The 22,821-nt window shown below is 74.7% G+C and carries 19 protein-coding genes; 13 read left to right on the forward strand and 6 right to left on the reverse strand.

Going from position 1 to position 22,821, the window contains the following annotated elements; genetic code table 11:
- Nucleotides 1–1,183: magnesium chelatase ATPase subunit I (locus PAI11_RS10080; RefSeq protein WP_040599676.1), on the reverse strand; the 1,183-nt coding region annotated here is incomplete at its 3' end.
- A 53-nt stretch (nucleotides 1,184–1,236) separates the two neighbouring features.
- Nucleotides 1,237–1,725, reverse strand: coding sequence for a glutathione peroxidase (locus PAI11_RS10085; protein ID WP_007573912.1), 489 nt, complete (start codon nucleotides 1,723–1,725; stop codon nucleotides 1,237–1,239).
- Nucleotides 1,726–1,861: 136 nt separating this feature from the next.
- Here PAI11_RS10085 and PAI11_RS10090 point away from each other — a divergent pair, with 136 nt between their 5' ends.
- From PAI11_RS10090 to PAI11_RS10100, 3 genes are read left to right on the forward strand one after another with little or no spacing between them, the layout of a single operon-like run.
- The gene (locus PAI11_RS10090) at nucleotides 1,862–2,956 is read left to right on the forward strand and encodes a methionine ABC transporter ATP-binding protein (RefSeq protein WP_007573913.1); all 1,095 of its coding nucleotides are present in this window, start codon (nucleotides 1,862–1,864) and stop codon (nucleotides 2,954–2,956) included.
- The gene (locus PAI11_RS10095) at nucleotides 2,953–3,633 is read left to right on the forward strand and encodes a methionine ABC transporter permease (protein WP_007573915.1); all 681 of its coding nucleotides are present in this window, start codon (nucleotides 2,953–2,955) and stop codon (nucleotides 3,631–3,633) included. Before PAI11_RS10090 ends, PAI11_RS10095 begins: the two co-directional genes overlap by 4 nt.
- 58 nt (nucleotides 3,634–3,691) lie before the next feature.
- Nucleotides 3,692–4,534 carry a MetQ/NlpA family ABC transporter substrate-binding protein gene (locus PAI11_RS10100; RefSeq protein ID WP_007573917.1) on the forward strand — a complete coding sequence of 281 codons (843 nt, stop codon included), beginning with the start codon at nucleotides 3,692–3,694 and terminating at the stop codon, nucleotides 4,532–4,534.
- Between the two features lie 28 nt (nucleotides 4,535–4,562).
- Here the strand turns inward: PAI11_RS10100 and PAI11_RS10105 are convergent, their stop codons facing one another.
- On the reverse strand, nucleotides 4,563–5,525 hold the full coding sequence (locus PAI11_RS10105; RefSeq protein ID WP_007573919.1) for an alpha/beta hydrolase: 963 nt from the start codon (nucleotides 5,523–5,525) through the stop codon (nucleotides 4,563–4,565).
- A 153-nt stretch (nucleotides 5,526–5,678) separates the two neighbouring features.
- Between PAI11_RS10105 and PAI11_RS10110 the strand changes: the two genes are divergently transcribed.
- The 3 genes from PAI11_RS10110 (at nucleotide 5,679) to PAI11_RS10120 (ending at nucleotide 7,908) form a co-directional block, all read left to right on the forward strand.
- Nucleotides 5,679–6,179, forward strand: coding sequence for a MarR family winged helix-turn-helix transcriptional regulator (locus tag PAI11_RS10110; RefSeq protein ID WP_007573921.1), 501 nt, complete (start codon nucleotides 5,679–5,681; stop codon nucleotides 6,177–6,179).
- A 33-nt stretch (nucleotides 6,180–6,212) separates the two neighbouring features.
- Nucleotides 6,213–7,193, forward strand: coding sequence for an SDR family oxidoreductase (locus PAI11_RS10115; RefSeq protein WP_007573922.1), 981 nt, complete (start codon nucleotides 6,213–6,215; stop codon nucleotides 7,191–7,193).
- Nucleotides 7,194–7,326: 133 nt separating this feature from the next.
- Nucleotides 7,327–7,908: a hypothetical protein gene (locus PAI11_RS10120; protein WP_007573924.1), complete on the forward strand. Its 582-nt coding sequence runs from the start codon at nucleotides 7,327–7,329 to the stop codon at nucleotides 7,906–7,908.
- A 21-nt stretch (nucleotides 7,909–7,929) separates the two neighbouring features.
- Here the strand turns inward: PAI11_RS10120 and PAI11_RS10125 are convergent, their stop codons facing one another.
- Nucleotides 7,930–8,865 (reverse strand): adenylate/guanylate cyclase domain-containing protein, encoded by a 936-nt coding sequence (locus PAI11_RS10125; RefSeq protein ID WP_007573927.1) that lies wholly within the window; start codon nucleotides 8,863–8,865, stop codon nucleotides 7,930–7,932.
- A gap of 234 nt (nucleotides 8,866–9,099) precedes the next feature.
- Between PAI11_RS10125 and ligD the strand changes: the two genes are divergently transcribed.
- From ligD to PAI11_RS10150, 5 genes are all read left to right on the forward strand, one after another.
- Complete coding sequence (ligD, locus tag PAI11_RS25390; protein WP_138974211.1) at nucleotides 9,100–11,568, forward strand: DNA ligase D; 2,469 nt, start codon at nucleotides 9,100–9,102, stop codon at nucleotides 11,566–11,568.
- Nucleotides 11,568–12,485, forward strand: coding sequence for a non-homologous end joining protein Ku (ku, locus tag PAI11_RS10135; RefSeq protein ID WP_040599678.1), 918 nt, complete (start codon nucleotides 11,568–11,570; stop codon nucleotides 12,483–12,485). Before ligD ends, ku (PAI11_RS10135) begins: the two co-directional genes overlap by 1 nt.
- A complete protein-coding gene (gene ku, locus PAI11_RS10140; RefSeq protein ID WP_050897192.1) occupies nucleotides 12,485–13,375 on the forward strand; it encodes a non-homologous end joining protein Ku in 891 nt (296 codons plus the stop codon). The genes ku (PAI11_RS10135) and ku (PAI11_RS10140) overlap by 1 nt, the downstream gene beginning before the upstream one ends.
- Before the next feature lie 195 nt (nucleotides 13,376–13,570).
- Nucleotides 13,571–13,837, forward strand: a complete 267-nt coding sequence (locus PAI11_RS10145; protein WP_007573931.1) for a hypothetical protein — start codon at nucleotides 13,571–13,573, stop codon at nucleotides 13,835–13,837.
- 66 nt (nucleotides 13,838–13,903) lie between these two features.
- The gene (locus PAI11_RS10150; RefSeq protein ID WP_007573933.1) at nucleotides 13,904–14,902 is read left to right on the forward strand and encodes an MBL fold metallo-hydrolase; all 999 of its coding nucleotides are present in this window, start codon (nucleotides 13,904–13,906) and stop codon (nucleotides 14,900–14,902) included.
- A 57-nt stretch (nucleotides 14,903–14,959) separates the two neighbouring features.
- On the opposite strand, the gene cobN is transcribed toward PAI11_RS10150, so the two are convergent.
- Nucleotides 14,960–19,021: a cobaltochelatase subunit CobN gene (gene cobN, locus PAI11_RS10155; protein WP_007573934.1), complete on the reverse strand. Its 4,062-nt coding sequence runs from the start codon at nucleotides 19,019–19,021 to the stop codon at nucleotides 14,960–14,962.
- Between the two features lie 380 nt (nucleotides 19,022–19,401).
- Between cobN and PAI11_RS10160 the strand changes: the two genes are divergently transcribed.
- Together PAI11_RS10160 and PAI11_RS10165 are read left to right on the forward strand one after the other, a co-directional pair.
- The gene (locus PAI11_RS10160; protein ID WP_007573936.1) at nucleotides 19,402–20,838 is read left to right on the forward strand and encodes a lysylphosphatidylglycerol synthase transmembrane domain-containing protein; all 1,437 of its coding nucleotides are present in this window, start codon (nucleotides 19,402–19,404) and stop codon (nucleotides 20,836–20,838) included.
- Between the two features lie 83 nt (nucleotides 20,839–20,921).
- On the forward strand, nucleotides 20,922–21,977 hold the full coding sequence (locus tag PAI11_RS10165; protein ID WP_007573938.1) for an alpha/beta fold hydrolase: 1,056 nt from the start codon (nucleotides 20,922–20,924) through the stop codon (nucleotides 21,975–21,977).
- Here PAI11_RS10165 and PAI11_RS10170 read toward each other — a convergent pair.
- Nucleotides 21,974–22,702 carry a TetR/AcrR family transcriptional regulator gene (locus PAI11_RS10170; RefSeq protein ID WP_138974212.1) on the reverse strand — a complete coding sequence of 243 codons (729 nt, stop codon included), beginning with the start codon at nucleotides 22,700–22,702 and terminating at the stop codon, nucleotides 21,974–21,976. The two genes, PAI11_RS10165 and PAI11_RS10170, sit on opposite strands and share 4 nt — an antisense overlap.
- Nucleotides 22,703–22,821 lie beyond the last annotated feature (119 nt).

The following is a 22,821-nucleotide window of genomic DNA, read 5'->3' on the forward strand; positions in this document are numbered from 1 at the left end:
CGCCGTCCGGCTCGTCGCCGCGGCCGTCGCCGCCGTCGCCCGGCTCGTCGTCTCCGCCGCCGCCCGGTTCGCCGCCGTCGCCATCACGCGGCTCGCCACCACCGGCGCCCGGTGGCTCGTCCTCGCGGGCGTCGTCGAGCGCGCCGTCCAGCTCCTCGGGCTCCAGGCCCGGCGGGTCGAGCGGCCCGCGGCGGCGCCGGTGCGGGAGGGTCAGCAGCAGCGCGTCGCGGACGTCCTCCTCGGCGACCTCGTCGCGGCCGTCGAGCGCGGCGAGCGCCCGCGCGCAGCGGGCCGCGACCAGATCGGCGCGCAGGCCGTCGACGTGCAGCCGGGCGCAGGCGCCGGTGATCAGCCGCAGCATCCGCTCGCCGAGCGTGACCCGCGGCAGCAGCGCGACGGCGGCGGCGATCGTGGCGGCGACGGCGGCCTCGGCGTCCCGGAACCGCTCGGCGAACGCGGCCGGATCGGCCTCGTAGGCGAGCCGGCGGCGCACGACCTCGGCCCGGACCTGGGGATCGGTCGATCCGGCGACGGTCACCGAGAGGCCGAAGCGGTCCAGCAGCTGCGGCCGCAGATCGCCCTCCTCGGGGTTCATCGTGCCGACCAGCAGGAACCGCGCGGGGTGGCGGACCGAGACGTTGTCGCGCTCGACGACGGCCTCGCCCTGGGCCGCGGCGTCCAGCAGCACGTCGACCAGGTGGTCGCCGAGCAGGTTGACCTCGTCGACGTAGAGGATCCCGCGGTGGGCGCGGGCGAGCAGGCCGGGCTGGAGGACCGCCTCGCCGTCCTGCAGCGCCCGCTCGAGGTCGAGCGTCCCGACCACGCGGTCGACCGTGGCGCCGACCGGCAGCTCGACCAGCGGGGCGGGCCGGCGCTCGCTGCCGGGGATCTCGCCGGCGCCGGCCAGCGCCCGGTCGCGCCGTCCGTCGGCGACGAACGCGGCGCAGGCGGCGCAGGGGCAGCGGTCGGCCTCGGCCGGCGCCGAGCCGTAGGGGCAGCCGGAGACGACGTCGACCGCCGGCAGCAGCGTCTCGAGCGCCCGGACCGCGGTCGTCTTCGCGGTCCCGCGCTCGCCGCGGACCAGGACGCCGCCGACCTCGGGGGCGACGGCGTTGATCAGGAGCGCCCGCCGGAGGTCGTCCTGTCCGACGAGCGCGGTGAAGGGGAAGCGGACGGCAGGCAAGGCCCAGTGACGCTATCGGGAACCCCCGATCGAGCGCCCGCCCGCCTTCGCGCTCAGCGGGGCAGGACCGCCTCGATCGCCGCCACCAGCTCCGGGGCCTCCGGCTCGGTCTTCGGGCGGAAGCGGCCGACGACCTCGCCGCCCGGGGCGAGCAGGAACTTCTCGAAGTTCCACTGGACGTCTCCGGCCTCGCCGTCGGCGTCGGCGGCCTGGGTCAGCTCGGCGTAGAGCGGGTGGCGATCGGGGCCGTTGACGTCGGCCTTCTCCAGCAGCGGGAAGCTGACGCCGTAGGTCGTCGAGCAGAAGCTGGCGATCTCCTCGGCGCTGCCCGGCTCCTGCCCGGCGAACTGGTTCGACGGCACGCCGAGCACCTGCAGTCCGCGCTCGCCGTAGGCCTGCTGCAGGCGCTCGAGGCCGGCGTACTGCGGGGTCAGGCCGCAGCGCGAGGCGACGTTGACGATCAGCAGCGCCTTGTCGGCGTGGTCGGCCAGCGAGGCGGGCTCGCCGGCGAGGGAGCGGACGGGGGTGTCGAGCAGCGGCATGCCGCTGACCCTACCCCGGCCGCGAGGCCGCCCCGTGGGGATCGGCGACGGTGCGCCGCACGGTCGCGGGCCAAAAGGTCCGTGCGCTGTACCACAGAAAGCTGATCAACTTTTCTGTAATCATGGTTCGCCCGGCGTGCGTGCGCCGTCTCCAACCGTGATCCAGGTCGAATCCCTCAGCAAGACGTTCCGCCGCGACGGCCACGACGTGACCGTCCTCGACGACGTCTCGCTGTCGGTCGCGGCCGGCAGGATCGCCGGCGTGATCGGACCCAGCGGCGCCGGCAAGAGCACGCTGGCGCGCACGATCAACCTGCTGGAGTGCCCGACGTCGGGGACGGTGACGGTCGCGGGGCAGGAGCTGACGCGGCTGCGCGAGCGCGACCTGCAGGCCGCCCGGCGGCGGATCGGCACGATCTTCCAGTCGGCCAGCCTGCTCAGCTCGCGGACCGTCGCCGGCAACGTCGCGCTGCCGCTGGAGCTGGCGGGGATCGGCCGCGCCGAGCGTCGCGCGCGGGTCGCCGAGCTGGTCGAGCGGGTCGGCCTGACCCACCACGCCGGCGCCTACCCGGCGCAGCTCTCCGGCGGCCAGCGGCAGCGGGTCGGGATCGCCCGGGCGCTGGCGCTGCGGCCCGACGTCCTGCTCTCCGACGAGGCGACCTCGGGCCTCGACACGGCCACCACGCGCACGATCCTCGCCCTGCTGCGCGAGCTGCGCGACGACCTCGGCCTGACGATCCTCCTGATCACCCACGAGATGGACGTCGTGCGCGACGTCTGCGACGAGGTCACGCTGCTGCGCGGCGGCCGCGTCGTGGAGTCCGGCGCGCTCGCCGACCTGGTCGCCGACCCGCGCTCGGCGCTCGGCCGCGGCCTGATCCCCGAGCGGCCCGTCGGCCGCCCCGCCGCGGGCCGCGAGGCGTGGCGGGTCCGCTACACCGAGCGCCAGGTCGATCCGGCCTGGCTGGCGCTGCTGCAGCAGGAGGTCGGCGCGCCGATCGAGCTGCTCGGCGCCGCCGTCGAGGCGGTCGACGGCCGTCCCGCGGGGCACGTGACGATCGCCCTGCCCGCCGGCGGTCCCGACCTGGGCGCGCTGCTGGCCGAGCGCGGCCTCGACGCGCGGCGGCTGCCCGAGGTCGAGCTGGATCCGCTGGCCGACGGCGTCCCGACGCCGGGCGCCGTGCCCGATCCCAGCGCGGCGACCGCCGTGTCGAACGGAGCCGGGGCATGAGCGCCGTGCTGGCCGCCAGCACGCCGTGGGGCGACATCTGGCCGCTGCTCTGGCCGGCCCTCCAGGACACGCTGAGGATGGTCGTGATCGCGACCGCGATCACCGGCCTGCTCGGGATCCCGCTCGGGGTCGTGCTGCACGTCACCGCCCCCGGTGGCCTGCGGCCGCTGCGGCCGGTCAACGCCGTCGCCAGCCTGGTCGTCGGCATCGGCCGCTCGGTCCCGTTCATCGTCCTGCTGGCGGCGATCATCCCCTTCACGCGGCTGGTCGTCGGCACCTCGCTGGGCACCAGCGCGGTGATCGTGCCGCTGGTCGTGGCGCTGGTGCCGTTCTACGCCCGGGTCGTCGAGCAGGCGCTGCGCGAGGTCCCCGGCGAGCTCGTCGAGATGGCGCGCGCGTCCGGCGCATCGCGGCTGCAGACCGTCCGCAAGGTGCTGCTGCCCGAGGCGATACCCGGCCTGATCGGCGGCCTGACGATCACCCTGGTGGCGATCGTCGGGTTCTCCGCGATGGGCGGCGCGGTCGGCGGCGGCGGCCTCGGCGCCCTCTCGATCGACTACGGCTACAACCGCTTCGACGGCAACGTGATGCTCGCCACCGTCGTGCTGCTCGTGGCGATCGTCCAGATCTTCCAGTTCGCCGGCGACCTGCTGGTCCGCCGGCTCTCTCACCGATGACCCCTCCACGCGACCGGCGCCCAGCGCGCCGGATCGACCGTCAGACCGGAGCCCCTCCATGCAACGACGCATCCGACCGCTGCTGATCCTCGTCCTGGCCCTGGTGGCCGTGCTCGGCCTCGTCGCCTGCGGCAGCGACGACGGCGGCGACGGCAAGGCGTCCGCGTCCGACGCGCCGCTGAAGGTCGGCGTCAGCCCGGTCCCGCACGCCGAGATCCTCGACTACGTCGAGAAGCGGCTGGCGCCGAAGGCCGGCCTGAAGCTGGACGTCATCAGCTACGACGACTACATCCAGCCGAACGTGGCGCTGCAGGAGGGCAAGCTCGACGCCAACTACTTCCAGACGGTGCCCTACCTCGAGGCGCAGAAGAAGGACAACCCCTCCTACGGCGACCTGGTGGCGCTCAAGCCGGTCCACCTGGAGCCGCTCGGGATCTACTCGAAGAAGGTCAAGGACCTGGCAGCGACCCCGAAGGGCGCCACCGTGACGCTGTCCAACGACCCGGCCAACGAGAACCGCGGCCTGCTGCTGCTCCAGCAGGCCGGCCTGATCAAGCTGAAGGCCGACGCGCCCGACACCGCGACCCCGCGGGACGTCGCCGAGAACCCGAAGGGCCTGAAGTTCCAGACGATCGCCCCGGCGAACCTGCCGCGGACGCTCGACGACGCCGACCTGTCGGTGATCAACGGCAACTACGCGATCCAGGCCAAGCTGACCCCGGCCAAGGACGCGCTGGCCCTCGAGTCGGCGGACGACAACCCGAACGCCAACCTGGTCGTGGTCAAGAAGCAGAACCAGGGCGACCCGCGGATCGTCGAGCTCGAGCGGCTGCTGCACTCGCCCGAGGTCAGGAAGTTCATCGAGGACAAGTACCAGGGGTCGGTCGTCCCGGCCTTCTGACGGGTGGCGCCGGGCGCGCGGCGCCCGATCAGCCCCGGCGGGTCCCCAGGCGGTCGGCGAGGAAGCCGATCGCCTGGGTGATCGCGGCCTCGGCGGCGGCTGTCCCGCGCAGCGCGTCGAGCATCACGAAGTCGTGGATGATGCCGCCGTAGCGGGTCGCGGTCACCGCCACGCCGGCCTGGCGCAGCCTCGCGGCGTAGGCCTCGCCCTCGTCCCGCAGCACGTCTGCCTCGCCGGTGATCACCAGCGCCGGCGGCAGGTCGCGGAGCTGCTCCTCGCTCGCGCGCAGCGGCGACGCGATCGCCTGGGCCCGCTCCTCGGGGTCGGTCGTGTACTGGTCCCAGAACCACTGCATCCCGTCGCGGCGCAGGAAGTAGCCCTCGGCGAAGCGGTGGTAGGACGGCGTGTCGAAGGCCGCGTCGGTGACCGGGTAGAAGAGCAGCTGGGCGACCAGCGGCAGGTCGCCGCGCTCCTTCGCCAGCAGCGTGATCGCGGCGCTCATGTTGCCGCCGACCGAGTCGCCCGCGATCGCCACCCGGGTCGGGTCGAGGTCGTGCTCGGCCGCGTGCTCGACGGCCCAGCGCGCGACGGCGTACGACTGCTCGAGCGGGACCGGGAAGCGGACGTCGGGGGCGCGGTCGTAGTCGGGCAGGACGACCGCGGCGCCGACGCCGACCGCCAGCTCGCGGGCCAGCCGGTCGTGGGTGGCGCGGCTGCCGAAGACCCAGCCGGCGCCGTGGACGTAGACGACCACCGGCAGCGGGCCGGCGGAGCCGACGGGGCGCAGGATCCGCACCGGGATCGTGCCGTGGCCGGTGTCGACGTCGAGGTCGCGGACGTCGGCGTCGGGCCGCGGGGTCGGCGAGGACTGGACGTCCTCGACGGCGGCGCGGCCCTCGGCGACCGGCAGGTCGAACAGGTAGGGCGGGTTGGCGGTGGCCTCGGCGAACGCCTGGGCAGCGGGCTCGAGGACGACGGGGGTGTCGGGCATCGTGGCCTCCGGGGGAGTCGGTGGTCGGGCGTCGGGTGACGGCCCGAGCCGGACCATAGCGCCAAATTCAATCGTGCGCAATTTAAATGCGCACGATGTGATCGTGCGCTGGTGCTACGGTGCTGACGAGGGGTCCCTCCTGCCGACCGCGCGATGACCGACACCGCCACCGACGACTTCACGCTGCTGCTGGACGACCAGCTCTGCTTCTCGCTCTACGCCGCCTCGCGCGCCGTCACGCAGCTGTACCGCCCGCTGCTCGAGCCGCTCGGGCTCACCTATCCGCAGTACCTGGTCCTGCTCGTCCTCTGGGAGCGCGGGGCGCTGCCGGTCCGCGAGCTGGGCGAGGCGCTGCGGCTGGACTACGGCACGCTCTCGCCGCTGCTGAAGCGGCTCGAGGGCTCCGGGCTCGTGCGGCGGGTGCGGCGCGCGGAGGACGAGCGCTCGGTCCGGATCGAGCTGACCGATGCCGGCGACGCGCTGCGCGAGCGGGCGATGGGCATCCCGGCTCGGATCGGCGACGCGATGGGGCTGACCGCGGAGCAGCACGAGCAGGTCCAGGGGCTGCTCGCGGGGCTCACCGAGCGGGTCGCCGCGAGGGCCGCCGAGCTGGCCGGCCGGCGCGGCGACCGGAGCGGACCTACTCGCCAGTAGCACTGGCGGCTACGGAAGAGTAGGATCCCGCCCATGTCGAAGACCGTCACGGGCAAGGTCGTCCTGATCACGGGGGCCTCGCGGGGCATCGGGGCCGAGACCGCGCGGGTGCTCGCCCGCCGCGGGGCGACGCTGTCGCTGGTCGGGCTCGAGCCGGACCTGCTGCGGGACCTGGCCGCGGAGCTCGGCCCCGGTCACGTCTGGTTCGAGGCCGACGTCACCGACCAGGCGTCGGTCGAGGCGGCCGTCGCCGGGACGGTCCGGGCGCTCGGCGGGATCGACGTCGTGGTCGCCAACGCCGGCGTGGCCAACAACGGCACCGTCGCGACCAACCCGGCCGACGCGCTGGTGCGGACGGTCGACGTCAACCTCGGCGGCGTCATCCGGACGGTCAGCGCCGCGCTGCCGCACGTCACCGAGCGCAAGGGCTACGTGCTGGTGGTGGCCTCGCTCGCCGCCTTCACCGTCCTGCCCGGGATGGCCGCCTACTGCGCCTCGAAGGCGGGGGCCGAGCAGTTCGCCAACGCGCTGCGGCTCGAGGTCGCGCACAAGGGCGTCAAGGTCGGCAGCGCCCACCCGTCGTGGATCGACACCGACCTGGTCCGCGACGTCGAGAAGGACCTGCGGACCTTCAAGGAGGCCCGCTCGAAGCTGCCGGGGCCGCTCGGCTCGACGACCTCGGTCGCGGCCTGCGCCGAGGCGTTCGCCGACGGCATCGCCAAGCGCAAGCGGCGGGTCTACGTGCCCCGCTCGCTGGCGATCTTCCAGGCCCTGCGGACGATCGTGATCAGCCCCCTGAGCGACATCGGCCTCAAGCTCCAGGCGCGCAAGATGGTCCCGGCGCTCGAGGCCGAGGTCCGGGCGCTCGGCCGCTCCTTCAGCACCACGACGGTCGCCGCCGGCGGCGACGAGCGGGTCGTGGCCGAGCGGGCCGCCGCCAAGCGCGCCGCGGCCGCCGGAGACGGCGAGGGCGACGAGCGCTCGCCCGTGGGGGCGTCCAGCGACCGGGCCTAGGGCCGCTGGACGATCATTCGGGCGGCGCGCCGCATTCCCACGCGATAGCGGGCAGACACCGTCCACCGGAGGCGAAGCGGGCGGTCCGCTCGCTTGACGGAAACGGTTCGACTGTTCACGCTGCCCCGGGTCCATGCGCGTTGCCCTTCCATCCCTGCCCCAGCTGATCCCGAAGATCGAGCGGGCCCTCGACGCGGTCATCTCGCTCGAGCGGACGATGCGGACGATGCCTCAGGACATCCGGGCGCTGCAGGTCGAGCTGGCGATGCTGACCGACGTCCGCGACGACATGAAGGGCATGCGCTCGGACATCCGCGACGTGATCGTCTCGGTCGAGGGCCTGCGGAGCGAGATCGCCGATCTGCAGCCGGACAACCTGCGCCACGCGGTGATCGGGATGAGCGGCGGCGTCGGCCGGATGGAGGAGGCGGTCTCGCCGCTCGCGGAGGTCCTCGCCGGGGTCGAGAAGAGCATCGGCGAGATGAGCGAGTCGCTGGTCCAGATCGACCGGATCGCCAGCCGCTTCGTCAACCCGCTGCGGCGGCGATCGCGCAACCGCGGCGGGGCCGACGGCGGCGGCGAGCCGCTGGAGCCGGGACCCGAGGGCGCGGCCGACGAGCCGCTCGACGCCGACGTCGACCCCGAGATCGGCGCCGCCGAGGCGACCGGACTCGCCGGGATCGACGAGCCGCCGCCGTCGCGGCCGCCTGCCTGATCGGCCCGGCCCCGTCGCCGGTCAGCGGCTCCGAACCGCGTAGACGGTGACCTCGGCCGGCACGCCCTTTGCCCGGAATCGACGGCGGCGCTTGCTCGCGACCTGCTCCGGGTCCAGCAGCTCGACCGTGCGATCGGAAGCCAGCAGCTCGCCGGTGCCCGCCGCCTGGGCCACGCGGGCGGCGATGTTGACGTCGATCCCGAGGTAGTCGGACCCGACCCGGCGCGGGCGGCCGTGGTGCATCCCGGCCCGGATCCGCGGCTGGTAGCCGGCGACCTCCATCGTCGCCAGCCGCGCGTTCGCGTCCTCGACCGCCCGCAACGCGTCGACCGGCTCGCGGAAGACGGCCATCATGCCGTCGCCGAGCCACTTGACGACCCGTCCCCGGTGGCCGCTGACGGCGGGGTCGAGGACCCCGGCGACCTCGCGCAGCAGCAGCAGGGCGGCGTGGTCGCCGGCCTCCAGCGCCCAGTGCGAGAAGCCGACGAGGTCGGTGAAGAGGACGGTCAGGTCGGCGTCGCCGCGGCCACGGCCGCTCGACTCGGCGGCCGCCTGCCAGACCTGGAGCGCGCCGAGGCCGAGCTCGTGGAGCACGCCGCCCGTCTGCTGGCCCGCCAGCCGCGCGATCTGGCGCCGCAGCGAGGCCGAGCCGCGCAGCTCGCCCGACTCCGCCGTCGAGAGCGGGTCGCCGAACTGGCTGTCGCCCGGCAGCCGGCCGCGCAGGCGCGCGACCAGCTCCAGCAGCCGGTCGCTCTCGTTGACCGCGCGCAGCCGGGCGAGCGGGCCGGTCGCCGGCGCCGGCGACGTCGGCGGGGGCGGCAACCGCTCCGGCAGGCCGGCGTCGTCCTGCGCGTCCTCGGCGTCCGCGGGCGCCGGATCGCGGTCGGCGTCCGCCGGGCCGCGGTCGCGTCCGTCGGGCGGCGGGGCGTCGGCCGGGCGGTCGGGCGGGACGGGCATCGCGCTGGACCCTTGCACAACCGTGCACCGAGGCGAAGGCGATCGGGCACACGCCGGCCGGCGACGCCCCGGCGAGCGGCCGGCGACGGCCGGGCACCCGTGTCGCGGGACCGATGAGTCCGGGCGCCGGACGCGGTCTCCACCACCGTGCAGACCCGCAGCAGCGGCGGTCGGACCCGCCCAGCCCACGCCGGCCCGGCCGAGACGGAGTACAACGGGAACTCCGGATCCGCGATGGCCCGCGACCTCGACAGCTACCAGGGCAAGCGCGACTTCGGCGAGACGCCGGAGCCGCGCGGCCACGGCCGCAGGCGCTGGACCCCGGAGGGCGGCGGCGGGCGCTTCGTCGTCCACGAGCACCACGCGCGACGGCTGCACTGGGACCTGCGGCTCGAGCACGACGGCGCGCTGGCGTCGTGGGCGATCCCCAACGGCATCCCCCAGGACCCCGACCACAACCGCAAGGCGGTCCACGTCGAGGACCACCCGCTGGAGTACCTCGACTTCGCCGGCACGATCCCCGACGGCAACTACGGCGCCGGCGAGATCTCGATCTGGGACGCCGGGACCTACGAGCTGGAGAAGTGGCGCGACGACGAGGTGATGGTCGTCTTCCGCGGCGAGCGGCTGCAGGGCCGCTACGTCCTCTTCCAGGCCGGCCGCGAGCCGAAGGACTGGATGATCCACCGGATGGACCCGCCGCTGGATCCCGACGCGCGGGAGCCGCCGGAGGAGATCGAGCCGATGCTCGCCCGCGCCGGGACGATGCCCCGCGACGAGGAGCAGTGGGCGTTCGAGGTCAAGTGGGACGGGGTCCGGGCGCTCGCGCGATCGCTGCCGGGCCGGCTGCGGCTGACGACCCGCGGCGGCCGCGAGATCACCGCCGCCTACCCCGAGCTGCGCCCGATCAACGCCGCGCTCTCCAGCCACGACGCGATCCTCGACGGCGAGATCGTCGCCTTCGACGGGGACGGGCGCCCGAGCTTCCCGACGCTGCAGCAGCGGATCGGATCGCACGGCAAGAAGGCCGACCGGCGGCTGGTCGAGCGGGTCCCCGTCACCTACATGATCTTCGACCTGCTGTGGCTGGACGGCCACTCGCTCGTCGACCTGCCCTACGCCGACCGCCGGCGGCTGCTGGAGCGCCTGGAGCTGGACGGCCCCCACTGGCAGACGCCGCCGTCGCACCCCGGCCAGGGCACGGCGTTGCTGCGGGCGACCGCCCAGCAGCAGCTCGAGGGGATCGTCGCCAAGCGGCTCGACGCGCCCTACCGGCCCGGAGCCCGCAGCGACCGCTGGCGCAAGATCAAGAACGGCCAGCGCCAGGAGTTCGTGGTCGGCGGCTTCACGATCGGCAGCGGCGGACGGGCCGACACGTTCGGGGCGCTGCAGCTGGGCGTCCACGACGAGGAGGGGCTGCTGCGCTTCGCCGGCGGCGTGGGAACCGGATTTCGCGAGCAGGACTTGCGGCACCTGCGAGCGAAGCTTGGCGGGATGGAGCAGGCCAGCTCGCCCTTCGTCGGTCGCCAGCCGCCTCGCGGCACGCGCTTCGTCACGCCCGAGCTGGTCGCCGAGGTCCGCTTCGCCGACTGGACGGGCGACGGCAGCATCCGCCACGCGTCGTACCTGGGCCTGCGCGACGACAAGGACCCGCGCGACGTCGTGCGCGAGTCCCCCCGAGTCGATGACGGCGAACCGAAGGGCGCGACCACGATGGCGAACCGGAAGCCGGCGGCGCTGCCGCCCTCCCCGCTGGAGCTTCCCGCGGAGGGCGGGGCGCAGATCCAGGTCGAGGGCCGCGACCTGAAGCTCACGAACCTGCAGAAGGTCCTCTACCCCGAGGTCGGGATGACCAAGGGCCAGGTGATCGACTACTACGCGCGGATCGCGCCGGTCCTGCTGCCGCACCTGCACGACCATCCGGTCACGCTCAAGCGCTACCCCGACGGCGTCGACGGCAAGGCGTTCTTCTCGAAGGACGCGGTCTCGCACCGGCCCGACTGGGTGGCGACGACGCCGGTCCCGACGTCGCGCAAGCCGGAGCCCAACGACTTCGTGCTGGTCCAGGACCTGCCGACGCTGATCTGGACGTCGAACCTGGCCGCGCTCGAGCTGCACCCGTCGCTGTCGGTCGCCGCGCCGGACGAGCCCGGCGGCGTCAGCGGGCCGCGCTCGCTGGTCTTCGACCTCGATCCCGGGGCTCCGGCGACGATCGTCGAGTGCTGCCGCGTCGGGCTGGCGATCCGCGAGCTGTTCGACCAGCTGGGCCTGCGGACGTTCGCCAAGACCTCGGGGTCGAAGGGCATGCAGCTCTACGTGCCCCTGAACTCCGGCGCGTCCTACGAGCAGACCAAGCCGCTCGCCCACGCGATCGCCAGGCTGCTGGAGCAGCGCCGCCCCGACGAGGTCGTCTCGAACATGAAGCGCGACCTGCGGCCGGGCAAGGTCTTCATCGACTGGAGCCAGAACAGCGAGACCAAGACCACCATCTCGGTCTACGCGCTGCGGGCGCGCGACCGGCCGACGGTCTCGACGCCGGTGACCTGGGACGAGGTCTCCGACGCCGCCGACGCCAGCGCCGACGACGAGCCGCTGGTCTTCACCTACGAGGACGCCCTCGCACGGGTCGCCGAGCACGGCGACCTGTTCGCCCCGCTGCTCGAGCTCGAGCAGGACGTGCCGACCCTGGGAGGGACGGACTGATGGCCGCCGCACGATCGATCTGGAACGGCACGCTGACCTTCGGCTCGGTCGCGATCCCGATCAAGCTCTTCACCGCCACCGAGGCCCGGGGCCTGTCGTTCCGCGAGGTCCGGGAGAGCGACGGCGCCCGGATCCAGCACAAGCGGATCGGGGCCGAGAGCGGCGAGGAGGTGGCCTTCAAGGAGATCGAGAAGGCCTACGACACCGGTCGCGGCCAGGTGATCCTGACCAAGGAGGAGATCGCCGCCGCCGACGGCCCGCGCGCGAAGGTGGTCGAGATCGAGCACTTCGTTCACGGCGAGGAGATCGACCCGGTCTTCTACGACAAGCCGTACCACCTGGGGGCCCGCGACGGCGGCGACCACGGCTACCGGGTGCTGCTCGCGGCGCTGGAGCAGAGCGGCCGGGTCGGGATCGGCCGCTTCGTCCTGCGCCAGCGCGAGCAGCTGGTGGCGCTGCGGCCGCTGCAGGGCGCGCTCGGGCTGCAGACGATGCGCTTCGCCGACGAGCTGGTCGACCCCGACGACCTGGAGCTGCCGTCGCTGCGCAAGAAGCCCGGCGACCGCGAGGTGCGGATGGCCGGCAAGCTGGTGGCGATGCTCGCCGACGAGTGGAAGCCGGAGGAGCACCGCGACAGCTACCGCGAGGCGATCCTCGAGATGATCGAGCGCAAGCGGACCGGGAAGGCCCCGAAGGCGGCGCCGAAGGCCAAGCAGGCCGACGACGACCTGCTGGCCGCGCTCGAGGCCAGCCTCGACGCCGGCGGCAGGAGCGGATCCGGCGAGGAGCCCGCCCGCCGGGCCGCGAAGACCGCGTCGGCCGACGCCAAGGCCTCGGCCGCCCGCAAGCGGGCGACGGCCGCGAAGGCGAAGAGCAAGCCGGCGGCCGCCAAGCCGTCGAGGAAGGCGAAGTCCTGATGCCCCGCCCGCTCTGGACCGGCTCGCTGAGCTTCGGCCTGGTCAACGTCCCCGTCCAGCTGGTCAGCGCCACGCGCGACCGCGACGTCCGCTTCCACCAGGTCCGCAGCGGGACCGGCGAGCGGATCGAGATGCGCCGGGTCGTCGCCGACAGCGACGACGAGGTCGCCTGGGACGAGATGGCCCGCGGCTGGGAGACCGAGGACGGCGAGATCGTCGTGTTGACCGAGGACGACTTCGCCGGCGCCGCGCCCGAGAGGACCCGGACCGTCGACATCGACCTCTTCGTCGACCTGGACGAGATCGACCCGATCTTCTTCAACCACCCCTACTGGCTGCTGCCGGCCGGCGAGGGCGACGGGCCGTCGCGCGCCTACCGGCTGCTGCGCGACGTGATGGCCAAGGCCGACCAGGTCGCGATCGGCCGGATCGTGATGCGGGCCAAGGAGCACCTGGTCGCCGTCCGCGAGCAGCACGGGCTGCTGTCGCTGACGACGATGCGGTTCGCCGACGAGATCCGCGACCCGCACGACACCGGCGCGATCCCCGAGGGCGAGGCGAGCGAGCCGACCGAGGAGGAGGTCGCCGACGCCGTCGCGCTGATCGAGGAGATGACCGCCGACTGGGAGCCCGAGCGGTACCAGGACAGCCACCGCGCCCGGCTGCTCGGCCTGATCGAGGAGAAGCGCCGGAGCGGCGAGGTCCGGATCCCCGAGCCGGAGCCGGAGCCCGAGCCGCAGCGGGCGTCGAAGGACCTGCTGGCGGCGCTCGAGGAGAGCCTGGCCAAGGCTCGCGGCGAGAAGAAGGTCCCCGGCACCCGATCTCCGGCCAAGCGCGGCGCCGTCGGCAGCACCGGCGCCAAGCCGCGCTCGCGGGCGAAGCGGAGCTGACGGCGTCGGGCGCCTGCCGCGCCTGTGCGAGGGGGGACGAAGTACACGTCCTGACGGGGCGAGGTGCGCGCTCCCGCACGTTGCGGGGACGAAAACGATGCATCCCAGCGGGGCCCTCCGGGGGAGTACGGTCGGCACGAGTTGGCACGCCGCCTCCGTGTCGCCTCGGCCGTCCACCGACGTTGGTTCCCCTCCATGCTCGACGACGCCTTCTGCCCCCATTGCCACCACCGGCTGCTGCGCGCGGCGCCGCACCCCTACCCGCCGCGTCCGATGCGCTGCCCGAGCTGCCACCTGCTGGTCGGGCCGGGGCGGGCGCGGGACGTCGCCGGCCGTGCGCGGCCCGTCGGCGGCGGCGCTCCCGAGCTGCGCGTCGACGCGGTCCTCGACGTGCTGCACGACATGCAGCTCGGCACGCGCTACGCCGACGGGATGGGCGTCGGCAGCGGCTTCGACCTCTGAGCGCCCGAGCGCCGACCGGCGGCCCGCGGCCCGAGCCGGGGGAGCGGCGCTGCGATCATCTCCGGGGTGAGCACCAGCGCCGCGCCGGAGATCGTCGAGGAGGTCGCGCCGTCGGTCGTGCGGATCGCGATGCCGGTGCCGGGCCTCGCCGACGGGGTCAACGTCCACCTGGTCCGCGGCGACGGGCCACTGACCCTGATCGACGCCGCGACCCCGATGGCGGGCTCGCTGGAGACGCTCGAGGCCGCGCTCGCGACGGTCGGCGTGCGGCTCGACCAGGTCGAGCAGGTGCTGCTGACCCACCACCACTTCGACCACCTGGGGCTCGCGGCCGAGATCGCCGCCCGCTCCGGCGCCTCGGTCGCGGCGCTGGCGACGGTCGGCGCGGTGCTCGCCGATCCCGGGGCGCACTTCGCGAACGAGCTGGCCTGGGGCGAGCGCCACGCCGCCCGCCACGCCGCGCCCGACGAGCTGCTCGACGGCACCCGCGGCGCGCTGGCCTTCATGGGCGGGGTGCGGGCCGGAAGCGTCGACCGCGCGCTGGCCGAGGGCGACGTCGTGGCGGCGGGCGACCTGCGGCTGACGGTCCACGAGCGACCGGGCCACAGCCCGACCGACCTGGTCTTCGTCGATCGCGACGCCGGCGTCGCGTTCGTCGGCGACCACCTGTTCCACAACGCGCCGATCGCGCCCGTGCTCGGCTCGATGTTCGCGCCCGGGACGCGACCGACCGCGCTCTACCTGGACGGCCTCGAGCGGACGGCGCAGCTGGCCGGCGTGCGGCTGATGACCGGCCACGGCCCGGCGCTCGACGACCCGGCGGCGACGCTCGCCGAGCGCCGCGGATCGCTGGAGCGGCGCCTGACGCGGACCGCGGCGGGACTGACGGCGGAGCCGACGGCGACCTGGGACCTGGGTCAGCGGATCTGGCGCAACCCGTCTCGCGGCCGGCTCGGCCTGGCGCGGCTGTCGATCATGCTCGGCGCGCTCGAGCTGCTGGAGGACCGCGGCGTCGCCGAGCGGGTCGGCGACGACGACGCGGTCCGCTGGCGGCGGGCCTCCTGAGCCCGACCGCGCGCCGCGTGGCACCGCGGGGGTGCCCGGCGGCGCGCCGCCGGGCCGTCAGGCGTGCCCGGCCTCCTCGACCTCGCCCTCGACCTCCAGCAGCACGTCGCGCAGCTGCTCCAGCCGCTCCTCGTCCGGGGCCTCCCAGAGCCCGCGGTCGGCGGCCTCCAGCAGCCGCTCGGCGATCTGGCGCAGGGCCCACGGCGAGGACTTGGTCAGGAAGGCGTGGACGTCCGGGTCGCCGACGTAGCGGTCGGTGACCTTCTCGTACATCCAGTCCTCGACCACGCCGGCGGTCGCGTCGTAGCCGAACAGGTAGTCGACCGTCACCGACAGCTCCATCGCGCCCTTGTAGCCGTGGCGGATCATGCCGGCGACCCAGCGCGGGTTCAGCACGCGGGAGCGGACGACGCGGCGGGCCTCCTCGGCCAGCGTGCGGGTCTCGACCGTGGTCGGGTCGGCGCTGTCGCCGAACCAGGCCTTCGGCTCCCTGCCGGTCACGGCCTGGACCATCGCGACCATCCCGCCGTGGTACTGGAAGTAGCCGTCCGAGTCGAAGATGTCGTGCTCGCGCGTGTCGAGGTTCTTGACCGCGACCTCGATCCGCCCGAACTGCTCGCGCATCGACGCGTGCGCCTCGGCTCCGTCGAGCCCGCGACCGTAGGCGTAGCCGCCCCAGGCCTCGTAGACCGCGGCCAGGTCGGAGCGGTCGTGCCAGCTGCGGCTGTCGACCAGCTCCAGCAGGCCGGCTCCGTAGGTCCCCGGCTTGGACCCGAAGACCCGGGTCGTCGCGCGTCGCTCGATCTGTCGCTCGATTCCTGCGTCCTGGCCAGATCCAACGATCTCGTCGCGACCGGTGGCGACCTCGTGCGTCAGCCGCTCGACGTCCTCGCGCACGTGCTTGCGGATCGGGTTCTGGTCGTCCGGCTCGTCCAGCTCCGCGACCAGCGCGACGGCGTCGTCGATCAGCGTGATCAGGCCGGGGAAGGCGTCGCGGAAGAAGCCGCTGATCCGGACCGTGACGTCGACCCGCGGCCGGCCCAGCTCCTCGAGCGGGATCACGCGCAGGTCGACGACGCGGCGGGTCTCGCGGTGCCAGACCGGCTCGACGCCGAGCAGCGCGAAGATCTCGGCCACGTCGTCGCCGTGGGTCCGCATGTTGGCGGTGCCCCAGACCACGATCCCGATCTGCTCGGGGGCGCGGCCCTCCTCCTCGACGTGGCGGCGGACGAGGTCGTCGGCCAGCCGCCTGCCGGTCTCCCACGACAGCTCGCTCGGCAGCGCCTTCGGGTCGACCCCGTAGAAGTTGCGGCCGGTCGGCAGCACGTCGAGCCGGCCGCGGGTGGGGGAGCCCGACGGGCCCGAGGGCACGTAGCGGCCGCTGAGCGCGCCGACGACGTGGTCGATCTCCTCGGTCGAGCGCCGGATCCGCGGCACGACCTCGCCGGCGGCGTAGCGCAGCACCCGCTCGACGTCCGCGTGCGCGCGGCCGAGGATCCGGGTGGCGAGGGCGGCGACGGTCGTGGCGTCCGACGGCCAGCCGGCGTCGCCGAGCGCGTCGACGAGCGACCGCTGGGCGACGTCGAGCCGGTCGATCAGGTCGCCGGCGGTCGCGGCCGGGCCGGGGAAGCGCGCGACCAGCGCGAGCACGTCCGGATCGTCGGCCGCGGGCGGCGCCAGGTCGGTCAGGCGCGCGCCGCCGGCCTGGATCAGCGCCTCCTCGTCGAGCCCGAACGCCCGCCCGACGGCGACCCGCAGCCCGGGCACGTCGCCCGACCCGAGCCGCAGGATCGCCACGGCCAGGCCGCGCAGCTGCTCCTCCTCGGGCACGCGGCCGAGCACGTGCAGGCCGTCGCGGACCTGCAGGTCCTTGATCGAGCAGAGGTAGGTGTCGATGTCCTGCACCAGGTGGTCGAGGTGCTCGACCGCCTCGTCTCCGCCGTGCTCGAACCCGAGGTCGTGCTGCAGGTCGGCCGACTCGACGACCTCCCAGATCCGCCGCGCCAGGCCCGGCAGCTTCTCCGGGTCGAGCGCCTCGACCCGGACGTACTCGTCCAGCAGGTGCTCCAGCTCCTGCAGCTCGTCGTAGGTCTCGGCCCGCATCATCGGCGGGACCAGGTGGTCGACGATCGTGGCGTGGACCCGGCGCTTGGACTGGACGCCCTCGCCGGGATCGTTGACGACGAACGGGTAGACCAGCGGCAGCGAGCCGAGGATCGCGTCCGGGTGGCAGTCGCCGGAGAGGCCGATCGACTTGCCCGGCAGCCACTCGAGCGTGCCGTGCTTGCCCAGGTGGACCAGGGCGTCGGCGCCCCAGACCGCCTCGAGCCAGCGGTAGACGGCGAAGTAGTGGTGCGGCGCGGCGCGCTCGGCGTCGTGCGAGAGCGCGGCGGCGTCCTCCTCGCTGGTTGCGCGCGGCGGCTGGATCGCGACGAAGACGTCGCCCAGCTCGATCCCGGCCACGACCACGTCGCCCTCGAAGGTGTACTGCGGCTCGATCCCCGCGCGTCCCCCCGCCACCCAGCGGCCGTCGACGTAGCCGGGGCCGTGGTCGCGCTCGACCAGCGACCGCAGGCCCTCGGGCAGCGTCGCGAACCAGGCCGCGTAGTCGGCGCCCGGCAGGCGGTAGGGGTTGGCCGCCAGCTGGTCGTCCGTCAGCAGCTCGGGGTCGTGGCCGCCGCGCTGGATCAGCGCGTGGATCAGGGCCTCGCCGGCGGCGGTCGCCTCGGCCGGCGTCACGTCGTCGGCGTCGAGCGCCGCCTGCAGCGCGGGCACGGCCGACGCGTCGACGCGCTGGCCGTCCGCGATCAGGGCCCGCAGCAGCACGACCGCCGAGGCCGGCGTGTCGAGGCCGACGGCGTTGCCGATCCGCGAGTGCTTGGTCGGCGAGCTGGAGAGCGCGATCGCGATCCGCCGTCGTGTGGCGGCCAGCCGCCGCAGGCGCCCGTGGCGGACCGCCAGGCCCGCGACCCGCGCCGCGCGGTCGCGATCGGCGACGTAGCGCATCACCGGGATCGCGTCGCCCTCGCCGCCGCGCGCGCCGCGGACCGTCTCCCGCTCCTTGAACGAGACCACGCCGCCGAGGATCCGCCCGTCGAACTCGGGGATCGCCACCTGCATCGCCACGTCGAGCGGGGTCAGGCCGGCGTCCGAGGCCTTCCAGCGCTCGCGCGGCTGGGTCGCCGCGGCGGCCTGGATCACCGGCACGCCCAGCTCCTCCAGCCGGGCGACGTCCCAGACCTGCCAGGCGTCGGTGGCGCCGTCGCCCTCGTCGGCGGCGTTGTCGCCCGCCGTCGACCCGCCCGAGGCCAGGACCGTCGTCAGCAGCGCGTCGACGATCGGGGCCTCGCCGGCGCCGTCGCCCAGCAGGTCGAGGGCGGCGATCCGGCCGTCCGGTCCGGGCCGCAGCGACCCGCACCAGACCGGCAGCGGGATCCCGCCCTGGGCGACGACCGCCTCGGCGAGCGTCGCGATGAAGCCGGTGTTCCCGGCGGTCCGGTGGGAGCGGTAGAAGACGATCCCGATCACCGGGCGATCGGCGACGGCGTCGGCGGTGCGGTGGGCGGCGCCGGTCAGCGGCGTGCCCTCGGGCAGCGCGGCGGCGGCCCGCTCGCGGGCGGCGGTCAGGACGTCCGCCACCGAGGCGTCGCCGAGCTCCGCGTCCCAGGCGCTGTGATCGGGCAGCGCCTGCGGCGGCGCGAAGCCGTCGCCGCGGACCAGCAGGGTGTCGCCCAGGAAGCGCAGCAGCTGGGCGGTGTTCTCGACGCCGCCGTGGCGCAGGTACTCGTGGGCCTCGGCGACCACCGCCGGCGTGACGGTCGAGCGTCCGGCCAGCTCGGCGTCCGGCTCGGCCTCGCCGCCGAGGGCGACCAGCGCGATCCCGTCGCGGACGCATCGCGCGTGCAGCAGGTCGAAGCCCTGCTCCCAGGCGCGCCGGCCGCCGAGCAGGCGGACGACCACCACCCGGGCGCCGGCCGCGAGCTCGTCGACGAGGGCCTCGGCGTCGGCGTGCTGGGCCGGGTTCGCGCAGCGCAGCGCGGGGAAGTCGTCCGGCACCAGATCGAGCGCCGCGGCGGCGGCGAGGATCTCGGTGTCGGCGGTGGTGATGAAGCGGAGCACCGCGGGCCTCCTACGGGGATGACGCGTCCGGGATGGGTGGGCCAGGCGCCAGCCGCCTCGGCGAGGCGGTGGGGCACGCGCGGCGGACGAGTGCTCGGACTTCCGATCGCCGCCCCGTCGGGGCGCGCACCGGTCACCGTGGCGCGACCGTCGCGGACTCCCACCGCGTTCCCTCGCGCCGCCGCGTGGGCGCTGGACGATACCTGGGTCCGCGCGCGGCGCCTGGCCGCGACGGGCCCCGCCGGCCCGGGCCGGCGGCGGGCGAGGAGCGGTCGGCGACGCTCGCGTACGCCGTTCTGGTGGACCGCGGGTGGACGCGTGGGGGACCATCGGCGTCCCATCCACCCGCGCCGGTCCGTCGCCCGTGCGAGGATGCGGGAGTGCAGCGGCGGCGGCACACCTCCCCCGATCCCGAGGAGCGCGGGGACCCCTCGGCGGAGAAGGGGTCCGGCCCCTCGCTCGCCTCCGACCCCGTTTCCGGGGTCGATGGGCCAGCCGCGTCCACCGACGACGCGCCGCCCACGCCGGTCGGCGGGGAGCCGGCGGCCGACCCGTCCGACGCCGAGCGAGCCGAGCCGGCCGCGTCGCCGGACCACGCCGCCGACGAGCCGCCGACGTCGCTGACCGACGTCGTCGAGGCGGAGGAGGCCGAGGCCGAGGCGAGCCCGCGGATCGACCTGCGCTCCGGCCTCAAGCACATCGTCATCGGCATCGCCGCGATGCTGCTCCTGCTGCTGGCGGTGCGACTGCTGGCGCCGCACGTCAGCTGGCTGGGCGACACCTGGGAGAAGGTCAAGAAGGGCGACCCGGTCTGGCTGATCGCCGGCGTCGCGCTGGAGATCGTCTCGTTCGCCGGCTACGTCTCGGTCTTCGGGGCGACGACCCGCTGGTCGGGCCTGAAGCTGCCGCGGGTGACCAGCTGGCGGATCACGCTGGCCGGCGTCGCCGCGACCCGGCTGCTGGCGACCGCCGGGGCCGGCGGGATCGCGGCGACCGCCTTCGCGCTCCGCCGTCACGGTCTCGACTCGCGGACCGCCGCCGCGACGGTCGCCGCGCAGATCGCGATCGTCTACGTCTGGTTCCTGCTGCTGATCTTCCTGACCGGCGTGACGCTGTACCTGTTCGGCCACGCGCACGCGGCGATCACGATCATCCCGGCCGGGATCGCGGGCGCGATCCTGCTGATCGCCGTCGCGGGACGGCCGGGGCTGCGGTCGCTCGCCCGCCGGACGGCCAACCGCCAGGGACGGATCGCCGAGGCGGTCGCGGTGATCCCGGGCACCCTCGACGACGCGGTCCGCAGCGTCGTCACGCTCGTCCGCGAGCGCGACCCGGCGGTGATCGGCGGCGCGCTCTGGTGGCTCGCCGACGCCGGCGTGCTGTGGGTCGCCTGCCACGCGTTCGGGGCGTCGCCGAACATGCTCGACGTGCTGATGGCCTATCTGCTGGGCCAGGTCGCCAACCTGCTGCCGATCCCCGGAGGCCTCGGCGTCGAGGCCGGCCTGCTCGGCATGCTCGTGGCCTTCGACGTCCCGTCCGGCATCGCGCTGTTGGCCAGCCTGACCCAGCGCCTGATCTCGACCTGGCTGCCGGCGCTGCCGGGCGCGCTGGCGCTGGCCTCGATCGGGCACGCCTCGCCCGACGCCGAGATCGTCGAGACCGACGGGCGACCACCACCAGGGTCGGCGCGGGGGACGGTCGAGGAGGGCGTCGCGGCCGGCGACGGCGGCCCGCTCGCGAACGACGGGCGCAGGGCGGCCGGTGGCGGAGCAGCGGGCGAGCCGGCCACCGAGGGCCGCCTTCCTACGCGCCAGTAGCCTTTCGGTCGCGCTTCGCTACTGTTCCGTAGGAACGGGAGCGTGGTCCGAGAGCGGGCCCTCCCACGAGGACGGAGCACCGCATGGCCCCCCGACGCACCCGCCACCCCGCCGCCCTGGCCGCCCTGGCCGTCGGTGGCGCCTGGACCGCCGCCTACGCGTGGGACCGGCGGCGGATCGTCCGCGATCCGGCGCGCCTGCCGCTGAAGCGCGACCTCGACGAGCTCGGCGGTCGCCACGTGACCGTCGCCGCCGACGACGGGACGGCGCTGCGGGTCCGGGTGATCGGGCCGGAGGACGCGCCGACCGTCGTCCTGATCCACGGCTGGACCTGCGCGCTGGAGTTCTGGACGCTGCAGCTCCAGGCCCTGGCCGGCGAGCTGCGGCTGGTCAGCTACGACATGCGCGGCCACGGCGGCAGCGGCGCGTCGGGCGGCCGCGACTACTCGATCGAGGCCTACCGCGACGACCTCGACGCGGTCCTGCGGGCGACCGTCCCGGCGGGCGAGCGGGCGACGCTGGTCGGCCACTCGCTGGGCGCGATGACGATCGTCGCCTGGGCGGCCGAGCACGCCGACGAGCTGCCCGAGCGGGTCGCCGCGGCCGGGCTCTTCAGCACCGGCGTCGGCGACCTGATCAGCTCGTCCCTGATCCTGCCGGCGACCGGCCTGGGCGATCGGATCGAGCAGGAGCTCGGCCAGCTGGCCCTCAGCGCCAGCGTGCCGCTGCCCAAGCGGCCGACGCCGATCTCCTCGCGGATCGTCCGCTACGTCGCGCTCTGCGGGGCAGCCAGCCCGGCGACCGTCGCCTTCTGCGAGCAGATGGTCCTGCGCTGCCCGCGCGACGTCCGCGCGAACACCGGCAGCACGCTCAGCCGGCTCGAGCTCTCCGAGGGCCTCGCCGCGCTGACGGTGCCGACGACCGTGATCGTCGGCCGCGACGACCGCCTGACCCCGCCGGTCCACAGCGAGCGGATGGCGGACGGCCTGCCGCAGGTCCACGAGCTGATCGAGATCGACGCCGTCGGGCACATGGCCCCGGTCGAGGCGCCGGAGCGCACGACCGCGGCGATCCGCTCGCTGGTCGCGGCCGGTCGCGACGCGCGGGCGTCGCAGCCGGCGACGGTGGCCGCGGGCTAGGTCCCGTCGGCGGTGGTCGGCTCCGCGCTGTCGGAGTCGGCCAGCTCCGCCATCGCGGCGCTCATGCCGGTCGGGTAGGGCGCAGCTCGCGGGATGGTGCTCATCAGCCACTTGGTGAAGTCGAGCAGCCGCTCGGGCGTGTAGTCGGTCGGGTGCAGCAGCATCAACCGGCCGCCCTCCTCGGCGTTGCCGATCAGCAGCCGCGTGAGGAGGTCGATGTCGATGTCGGTCGAGCTGCGGCGGACCCGCAGGCCGATCGTCAGCAGCTCCTTGGCGAGCTGCACGATCCCCTCGCGGATCTCCTCGACCTTGTGCCGGATCTCCTCCGGCGAGCCCTCGGCCGGGTGCAGGATCAGCAGCCAGCGGCTGGGGTTGCGCCGGACCGCGTCGAGGAACGTGCCGATCGCGTGCAGCAGCACGTCGTCGGGGTCGATGTCGAGCCACGGCGGGCTCGGGATGGCCTCGGCCAGCTCCGAGAGCGTCCGCTGCTCCTCGCGCTCGAGCAGGGCGGCCAGCAGCTCGCCGCGGTTGGCGAAGAAGTCGTAGACGACCGGCTTGGTGACGCCGGCCGCGCGGGCGACCGACTCCATCGAGATCGGGTCGAAGGAGCGGGCCTCGGTGATCAGGCCGAGGGTGGTGTCCAGCAGCTGCTCGCGGCGCTGCTCCGGCGGGAGCCGCGGCGCGGGCCGCCGGCGACGCACGGGAGGGCGAGGGCGAGGGGCCACCCGCCAAGTGTGACAGTTCGGGCCGTCGGCTCTATCCGCTCCGAGGGCCGGCGTGGTGTGCGGTCGGTCACGGAGCGAGGGCCGGAGAGTCGGCGTAACCAAGAGCGTACCGAGCGGTA

Origin of the sequence: Patulibacter medicamentivorans, assembly GCF_000240225.1 — a bacterium.
In the GTDB taxonomy this organism is placed as follows: domain Bacteria; phylum Actinomycetota; class Thermoleophilia; order Solirubrobacterales; family Solirubrobacteraceae; genus Patulibacter; species Patulibacter medicamentivorans.

Bases quoted from the DNA above. Each gene is read 5' to 3' on its own strand.
- ku (WP_050897192.1), top strand. From the start codon at position 12,485: ATGCCCCGCCCGCTCTGGACCGGCTCGCTGAGCTTCGGCCTGGTCAAC.
- PAI11_RS10110 (WP_007573921.1), top strand. From the start codon at position 5,679: ATGACCGACACCGCCACCGACGACTTCACGCTGCTGCTGGACGACCAG.
- PAI11_RS10100 (WP_007573917.1), top strand. From the start codon at position 3,692: ATGCAACGACGCATCCGACCGCTGCTGATCCTCGTCCTGGCCCTGGTG.
- PAI11_RS10125 (WP_007573927.1), bottom strand. From the start codon at position 8,865: ATGCCCGTCCCGCCCGACCGCCCGGCCGACGCCCCGCCGCCCGACGGA.
- ligD (WP_138974211.1), top strand. From the start codon at position 9,100: ATGGCCCGCGACCTCGACAGCTACCAGGGCAAGCGCGACTTCGGCGAG.
- PAI11_RS10095 (WP_007573915.1), top strand. From the start codon at position 2,953: ATGAGCGCCGTGCTGGCCGCCAGCACGCCGTGGGGCGACATCTGGCCG.
- PAI11_RS10165 (WP_007573938.1), top strand. From the start codon at position 20,922: ATGGCCCCCCGACGCACCCGCCACCCCGCCGCCCTGGCCGCCCTGGCC.
- PAI11_RS10120 (WP_007573924.1), top strand. From the start codon at position 7,327: ATGCGCGTTGCCCTTCCATCCCTGCCCCAGCTGATCCCGAAGATCGAG.
- PAI11_RS10145 (WP_007573931.1), top strand. From the start codon at position 13,571: ATGCTCGACGACGCCTTCTGCCCCCATTGCCACCACCGGCTGCTGCGC.
- ku (WP_040599678.1), top strand. From the start codon at position 11,568: ATGGCCGCCGCACGATCGATCTGGAACGGCACGCTGACCTTCGGCTCG.
- PAI11_RS10105 (WP_007573919.1), bottom strand. From the start codon at position 5,525: ATGCCCGACACCCCCGTCGTCCTCGAGCCCGCTGCCCAGGCGTTCGCC.
- PAI11_RS10115 (WP_007573922.1), top strand. From the start codon at position 6,213: ATGTCGAAGACCGTCACGGGCAAGGTCGTCCTGATCACGGGGGCCTCG.
- PAI11_RS10085 (WP_007573912.1), bottom strand. From the start codon at position 1,725: ATGCCGCTGCTCGACACCCCCGTCCGCTCCCTCGCCGGCGAGCCCGCC.